19 protein-coding genes and 1 pseudogene are annotated in these 13,364 nt (G+C 69.5%); 14 read left to right on the top strand and 6 right to left on the bottom strand.

Annotated features, from left to right (window positions below):
* Positions 1-64 precede the first annotated feature (64 nt).
* The 3 genes and pseudogenes from ABZZ79_RS15400 to ABZZ79_RS15410 all read right to left on the bottom strand — a co-directional run bounded on the left by ABZZ79_RS15400 (position 65) and on the right by ABZZ79_RS15410 (position 2,404).
* Positions 65-457, bottom strand: coding sequence for a VOC family protein (locus ABZZ79_RS15400; protein ID WP_356689429.1), 393 nt, complete (start codon positions 455-457; stop codon positions 65-67).
* A gap of 686 nt (positions 458-1,143) precedes the next feature.
* A pseudogene (locus tag ABZZ79_RS15405) lies at positions 1,144-1,973 on the bottom strand (IS5 family transposase).
* A gap of 71 nt (positions 1,974-2,044) precedes the next feature.
* Entirely contained in the window at positions 2,045-2,404 is a 360-nt protein-coding gene (locus tag ABZZ79_RS15410) for a hypothetical protein (RefSeq protein WP_356689430.1), read from the bottom strand.
* Between the two features lie 428 nt (positions 2,405-2,832).
* Between ABZZ79_RS15410 and ABZZ79_RS15415 the strand changes: the two genes are divergently transcribed.
* From ABZZ79_RS15415 to ABZZ79_RS15450, 8 genes are all read left to right on the top strand, one after another.
* Positions 2,833-3,282 carry a hypothetical protein gene (locus ABZZ79_RS15415; RefSeq protein ID WP_356689431.1) on the top strand — a complete coding sequence of 150 codons (450 nt, stop codon included), beginning with the start codon at positions 2,833-2,835 and terminating at the stop codon, positions 3,280-3,282.
* Positions 3,279-3,512 (top strand): hypothetical protein, encoded by a 234-nt coding sequence (locus ABZZ79_RS15420; RefSeq protein WP_356689432.1) that lies wholly within the window; start codon positions 3,279-3,281, stop codon positions 3,510-3,512. The genes ABZZ79_RS15415 and ABZZ79_RS15420 overlap by 4 nt, the downstream gene beginning before the upstream one ends.
* The gene (locus ABZZ79_RS15425) at positions 3,509-4,165 is read left to right on the top strand and encodes a hypothetical protein (RefSeq protein ID WP_356689433.1); all 657 of its coding nucleotides are present in this window, start codon (positions 3,509-3,511) and stop codon (positions 4,163-4,165) included. The genes ABZZ79_RS15420 and ABZZ79_RS15425 overlap by 4 nt, the downstream gene beginning before the upstream one ends.
* Positions 4,162-4,371, top strand: a complete 210-nt coding sequence (locus ABZZ79_RS15430; protein WP_356689434.1) for a hypothetical protein — start codon at positions 4,162-4,164, stop codon at positions 4,369-4,371. Before ABZZ79_RS15425 ends, ABZZ79_RS15430 begins: the two co-directional genes overlap by 4 nt.
* A gap of 38 nt (positions 4,372-4,409) precedes the next feature.
* Positions 4,410-4,871 (top strand): hypothetical protein, encoded by a 462-nt coding sequence (locus ABZZ79_RS15435; protein ID WP_356689435.1) that lies wholly within the window; start codon positions 4,410-4,412, stop codon positions 4,869-4,871.
* Positions 4,872-5,218: 347 nt separating this feature from the next.
* Positions 5,219-5,476 (top strand): hypothetical protein, encoded by a 258-nt coding sequence (locus ABZZ79_RS15440; RefSeq protein ID WP_356689436.1) that lies wholly within the window; start codon positions 5,219-5,221, stop codon positions 5,474-5,476.
* A 117-nt stretch (positions 5,477-5,593) separates the two neighbouring features.
* Positions 5,594-5,749 carry a hypothetical protein gene (locus tag ABZZ79_RS15445; protein ID WP_356689437.1) on the top strand — a complete coding sequence of 52 codons (156 nt, stop codon included), beginning with the start codon at positions 5,594-5,596 and terminating at the stop codon, positions 5,747-5,749.
* A 100-nt stretch (positions 5,750-5,849) separates the two neighbouring features.
* Positions 5,850-6,311, top strand: coding sequence for a hypothetical protein (locus ABZZ79_RS15450; RefSeq protein ID WP_356689438.1), 462 nt, complete (start codon positions 5,850-5,852; stop codon positions 6,309-6,311).
* Positions 6,312-6,360: 49 nt separating this feature from the next.
* On the opposite strand, the gene ABZZ79_RS15455 is transcribed toward ABZZ79_RS15450, so the two are convergent.
* From ABZZ79_RS15455 to ABZZ79_RS15465, 3 genes are read right to left on the bottom strand one after another with little or no spacing between them, the layout of a single operon-like run.
* A complete protein-coding gene (locus ABZZ79_RS15455; protein WP_356689439.1) occupies positions 6,361-6,855 on the bottom strand; it encodes a gamma-glutamylcyclotransferase family protein in 495 nt (164 codons plus the stop codon).
* Positions 6,856-6,869: 14 nt separating this feature from the next.
* Complete coding sequence (locus ABZZ79_RS15460) at positions 6,870-7,415, bottom strand: GNAT family N-acetyltransferase (RefSeq protein WP_356689440.1); 546 nt, start codon at positions 7,413-7,415, stop codon at positions 6,870-6,872.
* Between the two features lie 27 nt (positions 7,416-7,442).
* The gene (locus tag ABZZ79_RS15465) at positions 7,443-8,753 is read right to left on the bottom strand and encodes a hypothetical protein (protein ID WP_356689441.1); all 1,311 of its coding nucleotides are present in this window, start codon (positions 8,751-8,753) and stop codon (positions 7,443-7,445) included.
* Positions 8,754-9,277: 524 nt separating this feature from the next.
* Here ABZZ79_RS15465 and ABZZ79_RS15470 point away from each other — a divergent pair.
* From ABZZ79_RS15470 to ABZZ79_RS15495, 6 genes are all read left to right on the top strand, one after another.
* The gene (locus tag ABZZ79_RS15470) at positions 9,278-9,571 is read left to right on the top strand and encodes a hypothetical protein (RefSeq protein WP_356689442.1); all 294 of its coding nucleotides are present in this window, start codon (positions 9,278-9,280) and stop codon (positions 9,569-9,571) included.
* A gap of 131 nt (positions 9,572-9,702) precedes the next feature.
* Entirely contained in the window at positions 9,703-10,047 is a 345-nt protein-coding gene (locus ABZZ79_RS15475; RefSeq protein WP_356689443.1) for an ATP-binding protein, read from the top strand.
* The gene (locus tag ABZZ79_RS15480; RefSeq protein ID WP_356689444.1) at positions 10,044-10,475 is read left to right on the top strand and encodes a DUF6415 family natural product biosynthesis protein; all 432 of its coding nucleotides are present in this window, start codon (positions 10,044-10,046) and stop codon (positions 10,473-10,475) included. The genes ABZZ79_RS15475 and ABZZ79_RS15480 overlap by 4 nt, the downstream gene beginning before the upstream one ends.
* Positions 10,472-11,194: a hypothetical protein gene (locus tag ABZZ79_RS15485; protein ID WP_356689445.1), complete on the top strand. Its 723-nt coding sequence runs from the start codon at positions 10,472-10,474 to the stop codon at positions 11,192-11,194. Before ABZZ79_RS15480 ends, ABZZ79_RS15485 begins: the two co-directional genes overlap by 4 nt.
* Before the next feature lie 123 nt (positions 11,195-11,317).
* Positions 11,318-12,298 carry a thymidylate synthase gene (locus ABZZ79_RS15490; RefSeq protein ID WP_356689446.1) on the top strand — a complete coding sequence of 327 codons (981 nt, stop codon included), beginning with the start codon at positions 11,318-11,320 and terminating at the stop codon, positions 12,296-12,298.
* Positions 12,295-13,347: a nucleoside-diphosphate kinase gene (locus ABZZ79_RS15495; RefSeq protein WP_356689447.1), complete on the top strand. Its 1,053-nt coding sequence runs from the start codon at positions 12,295-12,297 to the stop codon at positions 13,345-13,347. Before ABZZ79_RS15490 ends, ABZZ79_RS15495 begins: the two co-directional genes overlap by 4 nt.
* Positions 13,348-13,364: the final 17 nt, after the last annotated feature.

A 13,364-nucleotide genomic window follows, 5' to 3' on the forward strand; every position in this document is an offset into this window, starting at 1 on the left:
CGACCCTCGGGCCGGGGCAGCGGGTTCCGGCGGTTCGGTCGGGGCCGGCGAGGGCCCCGGCGGATCATCCGGCGGGCTGGAGCAGGTCCCAGCGGTTGCCGTACAGGTCCTGGAAGACGGCGACCGAGCCGTAGGGCTCGTGGCGCGGCTCCTCCAGGAAGGTCACTCCGGCGGCCAGCATCCGGGCGTGGTCGCGGGCGAAGTCGTCGGTGTGCAGGAAGAAGCCGACCCGTCCGCCGGTCTGGTCGCCGACCCGGGCCCGCTGTCCCTCACCCTTGGCGCGGGCGAGCAGCAGCCCCGTGCCGGGCGCTCCCCCGTCGGGCTCGACGACGACCCAGCGGGAGCCGTCGGGGCGCGGGGCGTCCTCGGCGAGCCGGAAACCGAGGGCCTCGGTGTAGTAGCGGATGGCTTCGTCGTAGTCGTCGACGACGAGGGTGACCAGGGCGACGCGCTGCATCGAGACCTTTCGGAACGGCGGACCGGGAGGTGATGGTGACGGATGAGGTTATACGTAAAACTTCACGCACGCCAGTCCCGGTGCGCGGGGGTTGTGAGGGGGTCGCGGGGTGGTCGGGGGGCCGGGGCGACGGGGGTCGCGGCGTGGCCGGGACGGGGTTAGCGACAGGGGTCGCGGGGTGACCGGGAGCCCGGGGCGACGGGGGTCGCGGCGTGGCCGGGACGGCGTTGTGACCGAGGTCGCGGGGTGGCCAGGAGCCCGAGACGACGGGGGCGCGGAGTGGCCTGGACAGGGTTCGCGAGAGGGGTCACAGGGTGACCGGGAGCCCGGGGCGACGGGAGAAGCGGGGCGACCGCGAACCGGAGGCGACGGGGGTCGCGGGCCAACCGCGAACCCGAGGCGACAGGAGTCGCGGAGCGGCCGGGAGCCCGAGGCGACGGGAGTACCGGGGTGGCCGGGAGCCCGAGGCGACAGGGGCCACGAGGCAGCCGGGACGGGGTTGCGACAGGGGTCACGGGGCGACAGGGAGCCCGAGGCGCCAGGAGTCGCGGAGTGGCCGGGACGGGCTTGCGGGAGCGCGGGGGGACAGGGGGCCCGAGGCGCCAGGAGTCGCGGAGCGGCCGGGACGGGGTTGCGAGCGAGGTCGCGGGCGTACGTCCGGCGGCCTAGGAGTTGTCGTCAAAGTGTCACGCCCACATCAGGAGTGATGCGAGAGTGACGGCCGCCTTGTAGGACTCGGCAGTCTTGTCGTACCGGGTGGCGATGCCGCGCCATTGCTTCAAGCGGTTGAAGCACCGTTCCACGACGTTGCGCCGCTTGTAGACCTGTTTGTCGAAGGCCGGCGGTCGGCCACCCCGGCTGCCACGCCGGGCCCGGTTGCCGGTCTGGTCGGCCCTTTCCGGAATGGTGTGCGGGATGTTCCGGCGTCGCAGCCAGGTGCGGATCGCCTTCGAGCTGTAGCCCTTGTCGCCGATGACGTGGCCGGGCCGGACACGCGGTCGTCCCGCCCCGAGGCGGGGTACGCGTATCGCCTTCATCACGGCGGTGAACTGGGTGCAGTCGTTGGTGTTGCCGCCGGTGACCACCAGGGCGAGGGGGCGACCCAGGCCGTCGCAGGCCAGATGAATCTTGCTGGTCAAACCTCCTCTGGAGCGACCGAGCGCCGGGCTGCGGTGCCCCCTTTTCGGGCCCCGGCCGCGTGCTGGTGGGCCCGGACGATGCTGGAGTCGACCGACACCAGCCAGTCGATGTCTCCAGCTGCATCCGCCCGGGCCTGCGCGGTCTGCAGCATCCGGTCGAACGTGCCGTCCGCCGCCCAGCGGCGGAAGCGGGTGTGCAGGCTGGCCCAGGAGCCGTACCGCTCGGGCACATCTCGCCAGGCCACACCGGCCCGGAACTTCCACACGATCCCGTTGAGCATCGTCCGGTCGTCCAGCCGAGGCCGCCCCATCGACGTCCGAGGCAGCAATGGCCGCACGAAATCCCACTCGGCATCCGTCAGTTCATGACGTTGTATCACCCGATCATGATCCACCAGCCGGGGTTTCATAGGCGACAGAACCTAGTAATTCGCCTCGGCGCCGCTGTTCACGTATACGAGTTGATGCTGACCGAGTAGCCGGCCCCGGTGGTGAGGTCGGGGCGGCTTCCGTGACCGGCTTCCGCGAGGCTCTCGGTGGTCAGGAAGACGATCCACAGGGTCATGTCATCTCTGGTGAAGCTCAGGTCGCCGGGCAAGGCTTCGGGGTCCGGAATCCATCCGTCCCGTGCCAACGCGGTCCGGTAGTGCGCGGCCACTTCGGCCCGTGTGCCGGGGAAGGTGTACGTCCGGTCGGCGGACACCACGACATCGCCGCTGTCCGCCCAGCAGCCGGCGTCCACCTCCTCGAATCCCCGAGCGATGGTGGCTCCGTCGGGCCGGGAGTTGAGGATGTCGAGCGCCGCCATCTCCCTTACCCGGTCGTCAGTCCCCTCGCAGTCTCTGGCGAGTTCCAGCAGGGCGCAGCCAGTGAGCGTTGCGGCCGCAAGCGTGGTCGACAGGAGCAGGGATATCGGGCGGGTGGCACTTGTCCGCAGGGGCAAAGAGGGCTCCAGGGTGAGGGCCGGGGCGGAGGGGAGAGGCCGCCGTGCAAGAGAGTCATCCGTGCCGGCGCCGGAGCAGGCACGGCCCAGTTCTATCAGCAGCCGTGACCCTCGTTCTCGATGCGAGCGTGACACTTTGACGACACCGCCTAGGACGGATGCCCGAGGCGCTCGGGCCGGGGCCGCCGCTAGCGTCGCGGCATGAAGATCACCGACTCTCCGCACGAGGACGGCTCACCGGGCGTCACCCACTCTCCGCCGACCACCGGCCCTCCACGCGACGCGCGTGCTCGTTGCTCCGCGACCGATGGAAGGACGACTTCCCGGTCGCCGCGTACGGCGAACTGCTCCGAGCCACCGCTGCCCTGCGCGGCCTCCTCGGCTACTCCCCCACGCCCACAGGCGTCGAAGTCTTCGACTGGGCCCGGAGACTGAAGCGACAGGCTGCCGAGGCCGTAGACGGCCCCGTATGGGACTTCACCATTCAGTTCATCAACGGCCCCTACTCCGGGGTGATCCTGATGTACCCGGGCGAGCTGAAGGAACCGAAAGAAGGGCCGGGAAGCATCACCGTCCCGATCGCGTGGGGCGACGACGCAGAGCCCGGCCGCGGTGAAGCCCAGTACGAGCGGTGCGACGAGCCCAACAGCGAAGGACTGTGGCTGTACCGGCTCGCCGGGGTCGTTCCCGACGGGGCCCGACCGCACATCACCGTCCCGGACCGGAAGGACGGCCGCGCGTGATCTCCGCCGTCATCCCCTCCCCGGCCGCCGACGCCGCCCACGATGCCGCACACGAGACCGCGGCCCGATTCCGGCAAGGCGCCTACTCCGTGCAGTGCCCGACCTGCCACGTCCCGGGCGGCGTCCTGTGCCTTGCCCGGCGCAGCGTGCACGCCGCCCGCCGGGACCTGTACCTGCAGAACCCGAAGACCACCAGCTTGGTGCCTCTCCTGGTGAGGCGTGCCCGGTGAGCGCCCTGGCCGTCGAGACCCCGGTCGCGCCCGTCTGGGGCGGCCGCCTGGTCGTGCGCGCCGCGGGCCGCCCGCTGCTGCACATCGCGGGGGAAGGCGTCATAGCCCCCGCGATGCCGGTCTTCACCGTCCCCCTGGAGTGCGCCCCGGACGCCGAACAGGCGCCGGGCGTACGGCCGTGGGACGGGCCGGTCACCGAAGCGAGCATCTGCCGGGCCTGCCTGCGCTCCCTGCGCGGCGAACCGGAACCCGAGGCACCCCGCCTCGTCCCCGCCGGATTCGCCGAGGCCCTGCCCGAACCAGAGGAGGACAGCAGCGGCCGCCACCTGCGGGCCGTCCCCGACCTCCCGGTGTACGCCGAGGCGCCCCTGCCCGCTGAGCACGGCGGCCGCCCCATCACCTGGTCCCGCTGGACCACCGCCCCCGTCATCACGCACTACGACCCCTCATGCGAGTGGTGCGGCGACCCGGGCCCCGGCGAGATGGCCGGCGGACGCCAGGGAAACCCGATGTCCCACACCGATCCCCTGCGCCGGTACATCGCCTACCGCTGCACCGCGTGCCAGGAAATGACCGCGTACGAGCAGGTCGGCAGCGATCTCCAGCCCATCACACACCACAAGTCGCGCGCCCCGAAGGACTGCAACCGATGAGCCTCACCCTTGTCCGCGACACCAGCGCCCTCGAGCAGCGCGTCGCCCTGATCGCCTGCGGCGCCCGCCCCGGGAAGACCGAGGCGTGCGGCGACCACCAGGAGAAGGCCGCCGCGTTCCTCACCATCGCCTCGACGGGCGCTGCCGACGCCCTCGCCGCAGCGATATGCGGCCACCGCGGGACGTGCAGGCCGTGCACCACCTAGGCCGAAGAGATCATCCGTGTCTGGAATGAGGAGGCCCAGTGACCGCAACGGCCGTAGCCCAAGCCCAGCGCGAGGCAGTCGCCTTCGACCTCGAAGGCGGACTCATCAACGTCTCCCGCATCCGCAAGCTGGCTGGCGACGCCTCCCGGTTCCACTCCGCGATGCTCGGATGCCCGCCCAACCGCGCCGTCGTGGCGGCCGCCCGCCGGGCGCACGAGAACGGTAAGGCCGTCCTGGTCATGACGGGCGGGAACCGGCGCCTGGAGCAGCTCGTCGTCACGTGGCTTGCCCGGAACGACGTACCCGCGGCCCTCCTCCTGATGAGGTCCCGCAACGACTTCCGGCCCGGAGCCGTCGTGAAGCGGGAGCGACTGCGCGCCGCCCACCTCCAGTTCGGCGGTCTCACCGTGTGGAGTGCCGACCCGAGCTTGAACCGCCTGTCGGAGCAAGAGGGGATCGACGTCATCCCGCTGCCCGGCTACTGGGGCGAGGTGCAGTGAACGCCCCAGGCAACCAGGAACTCGCCCCCGAGGAGCTGTCCACGCTCCTCGGGGGCGAGTTGCCGGCCACGCTGCCGCTCGAGGGCTGGCGGACGGTGACGGTGCACTGCCAGGTCGACGCGATCGGCCCGTCCGACCGGCACCCGGACCTGGTGAGGCTCGAGCTGTCGTTCCCCCCGGAGCCATGCCCGCGCTGCCCGCGGCAGGAAGGTAGTTCCCCCTCCGGCGATCCGCGTCGGTCCCCACCCCTCGCATCTCGCCGAGACTGACTAATTTCGGCGAGAACTTCCAATCTCGCCGAAAGATCGGCACAATGGGAGGCTGTTGCTGATCTAGAGGGGGTACCGATGGCCGACCAAGAGTCGCCACGCGTCCTACGGCTCACGTTCGAGTTCCACGTGCCTGTCGGACTGCGCACCAACATCCAAGGCACCCGCGTACGGAAGGCCGCGGAACAGTTCACCAGCGCCGTGCAGGCCCTCGCGGCTACGGTCTTCCCCTGGGCCTCCCAGATGCGTGTGCGTCACGAATGGTCGTACGCCTGGTACGACGGCCAGCCTGACCCCATTGAGCTGCCGGCCACCGAGAAGAACACGCCGAAGTAGCCGCTCCATCAGCCCGACCCACAACTGCACATCTGGCGTCATGGCCAGACCACCCCCGGCGGAGAGCACCGCCGGGACTCCCGAACGAAGGAACAGTCCGACCCGTGGCTGCGATACGTGGGCGTCGCCTTCGCCGCGAGCGCCATCGGCCTCATGGTGATCGTCGGCTTCGTGTTCGCCCTCATCGCGGGTGGCGTGTGCGCCCTGTGCGTCGGCTTCGCTGCGCGGATGCTGCGCGGCCTGTTCGCGGGGAACGACGCCAAGAAGTCGTAGCGCGTGGGCACTTCGGGGGAGGGCCCTGGCCGATCGGCCAGGGCCCTTGCCGTGTCCGTGTCCGAGCGCCGTGCGATGATCCTCCGTCATGGGGAGACACATGTGGGGGAAGACGGCCAGCGCGCTGGTCCTGGCGGTGACCGTGGCGGCCGTGAGCGGCTGCGGAGGCTCCGACGACGAGAGCGACGCCAAGCCGGCCGCGCAGGCAAAGACCGTGACCGTAGAGGAAGCGGCCACCACCTTCCAGGCTGCCGTCACCAAGCAGGACACGGACGGCGGGTGCCTGGAACAGGAGCCCGGCACTTGCTGGGAGCAGATGCAGGCGCTCATGAAGCCCGCTCGCGACCTGCGGAAGGCGATGAACGCGGAGAAGTCTGTGGGTGCGGACTTCTGGACCGAGGCGTACGCCCTGATCGACGCCATGGAGGAGGGGGTGGCGGTCGGTGACGATCAAGGCGCTCCCGCTGGCGCCGCAACCGACCCGGCGATGACGAACCGGGACGACGTCTTCGGCTCCGCGCACGACCTGTCCGAATGGCTCGACGAGCACCCGATCGAGTAGCTGGTGGAGCGGCATCCAGCGGGTGAGAGCCCGCCGGGATGCCGTCGGCTTACTCGCCCTTCGGCTGTCCCGCGGCCAGGGCGGGAGCTATCCGTGCGCACCGCGCGGCGTAGGCAGACAGATGCTGGGCCGCGAACTCCTCGGCGTCCCAGTCCTCGACTCGGACGCCATCGCCCGGCCAGACATACGCCCACCCGCGCGTGCCGTTGGACAGCGTGACCTCCTGGAGGTTGTACCGCTCGTCCTCGAACGCATCGAGGATGCGCCACTCCTCGTTGCTCAGGTCGGTCAGGACCACGCCGGGCGCCGAACCTCCGAACGCTCGAACGACGAGCCCTGGATAGACACAGCCCTCGAGCGCGGCCGCACGGTAGCCGGGGGCGGACGCCGAGGCCCGCTCGGGTACCCGCCCCAACAAGGCCTTGAGGACGTCGTCGAACTGAAGCGTGCCGTAGGCGAACAGCAGGTTGGGGCCTTGCGAGAGTCGGTCCCGGCGACCAAGGGTCTCCGGGACCGAGGTGGTACGGGTGGTCATCTGCGTCATGTGCGGTTCCGGTTTCAGTGTGAGGGCAGGTACATCGCGTCATAGACGGGCGACTCTGGGGCGTGCTTGATCTGCCCCATAATCGTGTACTCCCACCGCAGGTAGGCATCGTGAGCGGGCTGATTGTCGACGATGCAGGTCAACGCGGTGACAGTCTCCGTCCGGCCCGCAATGACCTTGTCGTGGATCTGCCGCCCGAGACCATGATTTTGCAGCTCAGGCAGCACCATCAGCTCCCGCAACCAGAAGACGCCCCCGGCCTCGGCCAGTTCGCGCAGCCACGCTGGCCGCAGGCCACCCAGAGACGTCCACCAGGGCTTGTCCACGGGCAGTGTGGCGCCATGGACGTAGCCGACGATCCGGCCGTCCTGCCAGGCGGTCACCGTCTCGAAGCCTTCGGTGTCGAACGCAGCCTCCAGACGGGCGCGGAACGAGTCGACGGAGAAGAACGGATCGTCGACGTACGGAGGGACGTCGTACACCTTGGCGTAGACGTCGACGAGTTCGTCTGCGATGCCCTTGGCGGACGCCGCGTCGTGCCGCTGGTACTCCGCATCCACTGTGTGCACTCTCCTTCTGGGCTGCGCTCAGGCAACGTGGGCGCGGATCTGTTCCAGCAGATCCGATACGCCGCTGGCGCGCTGGTGGGGAATCAGTCCGTCATGGACGGTCTTCAACTGGTGGGCGGCTCGGGTGGAGGACATGCCGCCCTCGATGAGGCGTAAAGCCTCAGCGGTCGCTGCGACGCCGTGGTCTACGTCGCCGTTCTGGATGGCGGCGACGGACAGTCGGCCAAGGCACATGCCGCGGTTGCGGGAGTGCGCGACGTCCTGCAGCGCTTCAGACTCGGCGAGCAGCTTCTGTGCGCGCGACGTCTGGCCGAGGTCGAGACGACACATGCCTTCGAGGCAGGTCAGTTCGGCGAGGTTCAGGAACGTGGTCCAGTCGGGATCGCGCTCGTCGACGCCGCCCTCCCACTCCATCCACGCCCGCCTGATAGCGGACTCGCAGTTGAAGGCATCCCCGACCCGGGCGTGCCCCTGAGCCTCGCGAATAGCCAGGAGCGCGGTGACGCGGTACGGCGCCTGCCAGAGTTCCGCGTGCGTCTGGGCGAGGCGGGCGAACCGAACCGCTTCGCGGCCCTTGTTGAGGTCGACTGCCTGTCGGGCCATGTTGCTGAGGGTGCGGCTCGCCAGCACGTCGTCGCCGGTGAAGTGGGCCGAATTCAGGGCTTCGGCGAAGTACTGGCGTGCCTGTGGCTGCAGGCCGGCGTCGTAGCAGAACCAGCCGAGGGATGTGGTGAACTTCCCCGCGACGGCGTGGAGCTGCTTGCCCAGGACGTCGTCATAGATCCCGCGGTCGATCATGTGATGCACCCAGTACAGGTGTGCTCGCGTCGGCCGCCACAGCCTGTTGCCGCCGAACTGCTGGTCGATGGCGTCCATGTCGTCGGCGGCTTCCCGGAGTAGTTCGACCTCGTTCGCTCCGATGCGCCAGTCGTCGGAGTCGGTGACGGTCTCGGCCAGCCACGGAGGCGGCGCGTGGTCGGTGAGGGGGCTGGAGCCAGCGCCGGCTAAGCGCGGAGTGGGGATGGGGGACTGGCTGATCAGAGAAACCGGTGTGAGGACCAGCAGGCCGTCCGGCTCGTCTACCGAGGGCGGGCGGAACCCCAGCTCCTCGACGGACCGGCCCCAGTAGGTGGCCAGGACCTCGCGGGCCTCGGGATAGGGCCAGGGCGGATCGGACCCCTCCCATTTCGAGAGCTGCCGGACGCTGAACGTGGGCGGCTTGGCGATCCGCCCCTCGCGGTGGAGGCGCGTGGCAAGGCCGGTCAGGTCCTCGACCACCTTCTGCTGCGTCCGGTTCGCCTGGCTGCGTAACCGCTTGAGTTCGCTCATGGCCACCCCTCGCCCTCCGCTTTCGCCTCACCGTAGCGGCTGTTGCTGGCGCTGCGTGAGGGATCGTCAACGCAACGCCCAGGTCAGAGGAAAGGGCCGGTGGGAGGGCGGGTAGAAGGCGGGTTGAAGGCGTGCAGAGTTCCGGCCAGAAGACCTGTTCACCTCCGACAGTATTCGCTGCACTAGGTCACGTGGCACACACCCTGTGTTCCGTCGTGATGGTGGGAGGGCTCATGGAGACCCGCGAGAGCGCCGAAAGCACGGCCGTGTCCGCGTGGCTCTCTCTGGCCACCCCGTACCCGGACACGGCCCCTGACTCGTGGCAGGAGAACCCTCACCTCCCACGGCGTCTCGCGTGCGGCGTGACCTTCGACATCGTGCTGGCTCAACGGCCCCTGATCGCGATGGCTTATCAACTCCTCGCCCGATATGAGCAGCCGCTCGGGCCCGCGGTGGCGTTCACCAATCTCCGCTCCGCCGCGGTACTTGTGCCGCGCGGCACATGTGCAAGGTGGAACGGATTGATGGCGACCTCAGCGTGGCCCGAACGGGTCCCCCGGCCGACCTGCCTCGGACCGGGCAACGCCATCCTCGTTCCCGCGCTCGCCCCGCGGCCGACGGCTGGACTTGCGCGGTGGCTGGTTCCCCCTGACGACGAGCAGACCATCGGCGGCACGCCGCTGCTGACCAGCCCCGTCCAGCTCGCTCGATGCCTGTCCGAAGCGCGGACCGCCCTCACACGGCCCGCGGAGCCCACCCCCCTCAGCAGGGCTATGTCGGCCGTCATGTCGGTCCTGCCGTCCCACGGGAGGACGTGATGACGATGACAGCCGCACGAACGCCTCGCCCGGCTCGCTGTGATGGACAGGTGCTGCACCAGCGGATTGCCGTGTCCCCTCGAGACGGTGGCACGCCGCCCCGCCCCGAGGACGCCCTGCGCGTAGGCGTCATGCGCAAGATCGCAGCAGCCAAGCTCAGGCACTGCGGGCTCGATGACCTGATCGCAGACGTGATGCTGATCGTCTCCGAGCTCTGGACGAACGCCTTGCTGCACAGCGGTACCACCGAGATCACCCTGGACCTCAAGATTCAGGCCGGGTTCCTGCACGTCACCGTCGACGACGGCATGCCGGGCTACCCCTTGTCGAAGCCTGCTGAGGACGATGCAGAGTCCGGGCGCGGCCTCATCCTCGTTGAGGCCGTGGTCGCAGAACGCGGCGGTACCTGGGGGGCCAACCGGGACGGCGCCGAGACCTGGTGCACCCTCGCCTTACCGTCGAAGAAGGCATCGTGAGCGCGCCCCCTGAAGCCCCGGGATGGGACCACGCGGTCCGCTCTGCCGAGTATCACCGCTTCGACCCGGAACGGCTTCGCTGGATCCTGGGCAAGGTCCAGCAGTGGCAGCCCTACGTCGACGGCCTCTTACTCGACGACATCGCGCGCGTACTCGACGACTACACGCCGACCGAAGCCGAGATTGACGACAGCGCCCTGCGGCTCCGCGGCCACCTGATGCGGCTGGCGAACCTGGCCGTCACGTCCCAGGTAACCGAGCAGGACGAGCGGGTCGGAGACCTTGTCACGCTGTCCCGCGCACTGCGGTCGGAGGAGCTGCCGGCGGACCACCGAAGGGCAGTCGGACACGTCCGCCGAATGGCCTGGACGACCGAGGAACTCCTCGAACGGCTGGTGGCGAACCAGTGCCTTAAGGAGGAACCGTGACCGGCCTCCTGCTCCCCTTCCCCCCGAACGCCCCGACCCGAGAGAAGACCCGTTCCGTGCGCACCACGACCGAGCCGACCCTGGTCCCCTTCATCACCCAGCGGAAGGGGGAGGACGCCGCACGGGACAACCTCATCATCTTCCGGCACCCTTCCGGTCCGCGGCTGTACTACGGCGACGAGGACCCCAGGGACAGGCCGATACGCGGGGTCCTGTGGGCGCGGTGCGGCTTCAACCCCCTCGACAAGCGGCAAATGCCGACCGGTGACCCACAGTGGAAGCTCATGCACCCCTACCGGCAGATGGTCACGATGCAGACCCTGTCCTGCCAGGTCTGCGCGAAGCCTGCTCGCACGCCGCTCGGTTTCATCTTCCTCGCCGGGCCGAAGGACGAGGACCCCACACGGCCCACGATCTACACCAACCAGCCTCCCGTGTGCGCCAAGCACGCCCGCGCGGCCGCGGCCCTCTGCCCCCACCTGGAGGAGAACCCGATGGTCTTCCTCGCCCGCAGCGCCCCTCTGTACGGCGTGCACGGGACGATCTACGGCCTCAGCGCCCGTAACGAAGTGCACGTCGTAGCGCAGCCCGACGAGCCCCTGCCCTTCGGCCACCCCAACCTTCCGACCCTGCTCGGATCGCAGCTCATTAGGCGGCTCAGCTCCTTCCGCCTCCTCGACCTGGACGAGCTGCTGCACGCGCTGGAACTGGCCGCATAGACCCCTGCCCGGTGGCCGCACGACACTGACTCTGCGGCCACCGGGCAGGCAGTAGCTCCATCCCCCTCTCAGGAGAGTGCCTTGCTCACAGCGCCCGCTTTTCCCAGCGTCAGAGACGCGTACGTGTCCTTGTTGCAGCTCGCGACGAAGGAACCCGAGCACCGAATCGACGCTCGCGGCAACGCGGCCCGCGAAGTGATCGGCGTCAGCTTCCGCCTGCCCGATCCGCGCCAGCGGCTGCCCTACCTGGCCGAACGCAAGGCCAACCCGGTGTTCCAGTTCGCCGAAGCGCTCTGGTACCTCGCCGGCCGCCGCGACCTGGACATGATCGGCTACTACGCACCGTCCATGCGTTCCAGCAGCGCGGACGGCATCCACCTTCGTGGATCTGCGTACGGCTACACCCTCTTCAACCCGGCAGACGGGGTGCAGTCCCCCTTCGACCTGGTCGTCGAACTACTGCTGAACGAGCCGGACAGCAAGCGCGGCTACCTTCCCGTGTTCTCGGCCGCCGAACTCGCCGACCGCTCCAACCCAGACGTTGCCTGCCTCGCCGGCCTGCACCTGCTGCCACGCGATGGTTACCTGCACATGGTCTGCAACATGCGGGCGAATGATCTCGACTGTGGCCTGCTGTCCGACGTGTTCTCCTTCACGGTGATCCAGGAGTACGCGGCCATCCAACTCAGGCTGCGCCTGGGCACGTACACGCACACGATCGGCTCCGCGCACGTCAACGACCACAACGCTGACCGGGTCCGTCGTGTGCTGGACGAGGCAGCCAGCAGCCCGGCGGTGCACTTCGCCTTCCCGTCCATGCCCGAGGACACCACCGCGGCGACCATCGAGCGTCTGCTGGTCCACGAAGAGGCGCTGCGCACCAACGGGCTGCGCTACACCGCGCCGCACATCCAGAACCGTCTCGATCTGCCTCCGTACTGGCAGCAGGTTGTGACGCTGTTCGAGCTGTACCGGCAGATCCAGCACGACCAGGTCGCCGCCGTCGATCCGGCGCTCCTTCATGCTCTTGACCCGGGCCTGCGCTGGCTGATGGTCCGCAAGTGGCCGGCCTGCGCCGCGGTGGTCGACAGGGGCGCACAGTGAGCATCGGCAAGCCGATGCGCGGCGCCGTGGTGGACGAGGTCGACTTCGACCGGTGGGCTGTCGTCCTGTGCAAGCCTGACGCCGTGGCGCGCGGGCTGACCTCGCGCATCCTGGAGATGGTCTCATCCGCGGGTTTCACCGTCACCGACCGCATGGACGTCATCGCCAAGCCGTGGCAGGCGCACGTGGCTTACCGGGACATGCTCGCCGACACCGGCCGCCGCGACATGCCCGACCTGTCCGCGTGCATCGACGCCGCATACGCGGGGCAGCCCGTCACGCTGGCCCTGGCGCACGGGGAACCGGGCATCCACGCCCGGTTACGGCAGTTCATCGGCCACACCGACCCGGCCCGCGCTGCTGCCGGGACGATCCGCGGCGACCTGGGTGCCGACAGCTTCGCCGTCGCGCGGGCGGAGAACCGCCTCGTGCGGAACCTGGTGCACACCTCCGACGATCCCGCCGGGGCCCGCCGCGAGTACGGCACGTGGTACGGGCCGGGCCGCGGCCTGCGGGTCACCGACTTCGACCGCTGCTCGGTCGTCCTGTGCAAGCCGGACGCCGTCGAGCGGGGTTTGGCCGACGCCGTGCTCGACCGGATCGCCGCAGATGGAGCCACGATCGCCAACCGGATCAACGTAACTGTGCAGCCGTGGCAAGCCCACGTGCACTACTGGGACCTCCTGGTCGATGCCGACCACTTCCCCGACCGCGACATCCCCGCGTGCCTGGACGACGCGTACGCGGGCAAGCAGGTCACCCTCGCCCTCGCGTACGGCGAGCCGGGCATCCATGGCCGACTGCGTCAGCTCATCGGGCACTTCGACCCCACGCGCGCCGCCGCCGGCACCATCCGTGGCGACCTCGGCAACGACAGTCTCGAAGCCGCCCTCGAACAGAAGCGCCTCGTGCACAACCTGGTGCACACCTCCGACGACGCGGACGCGGCCCGCCGCGACTTCGGCACATGGTACGGCGCCCGCCGCCGCGTGCTGCTCACTGCTCAGTCGGCCGACGTGCCCCTCCAGACCACGCGCACCTACCGCTAACCGCTCCCTGTCCCGGA

The organism is Streptomyces sp. NPDC006458 (assembly GCF_040612135.1).
Taxonomy (GTDB): Bacteria; Actinomycetota; Actinomycetes; order Streptomycetales; family Streptomycetaceae; genus Streptomyces.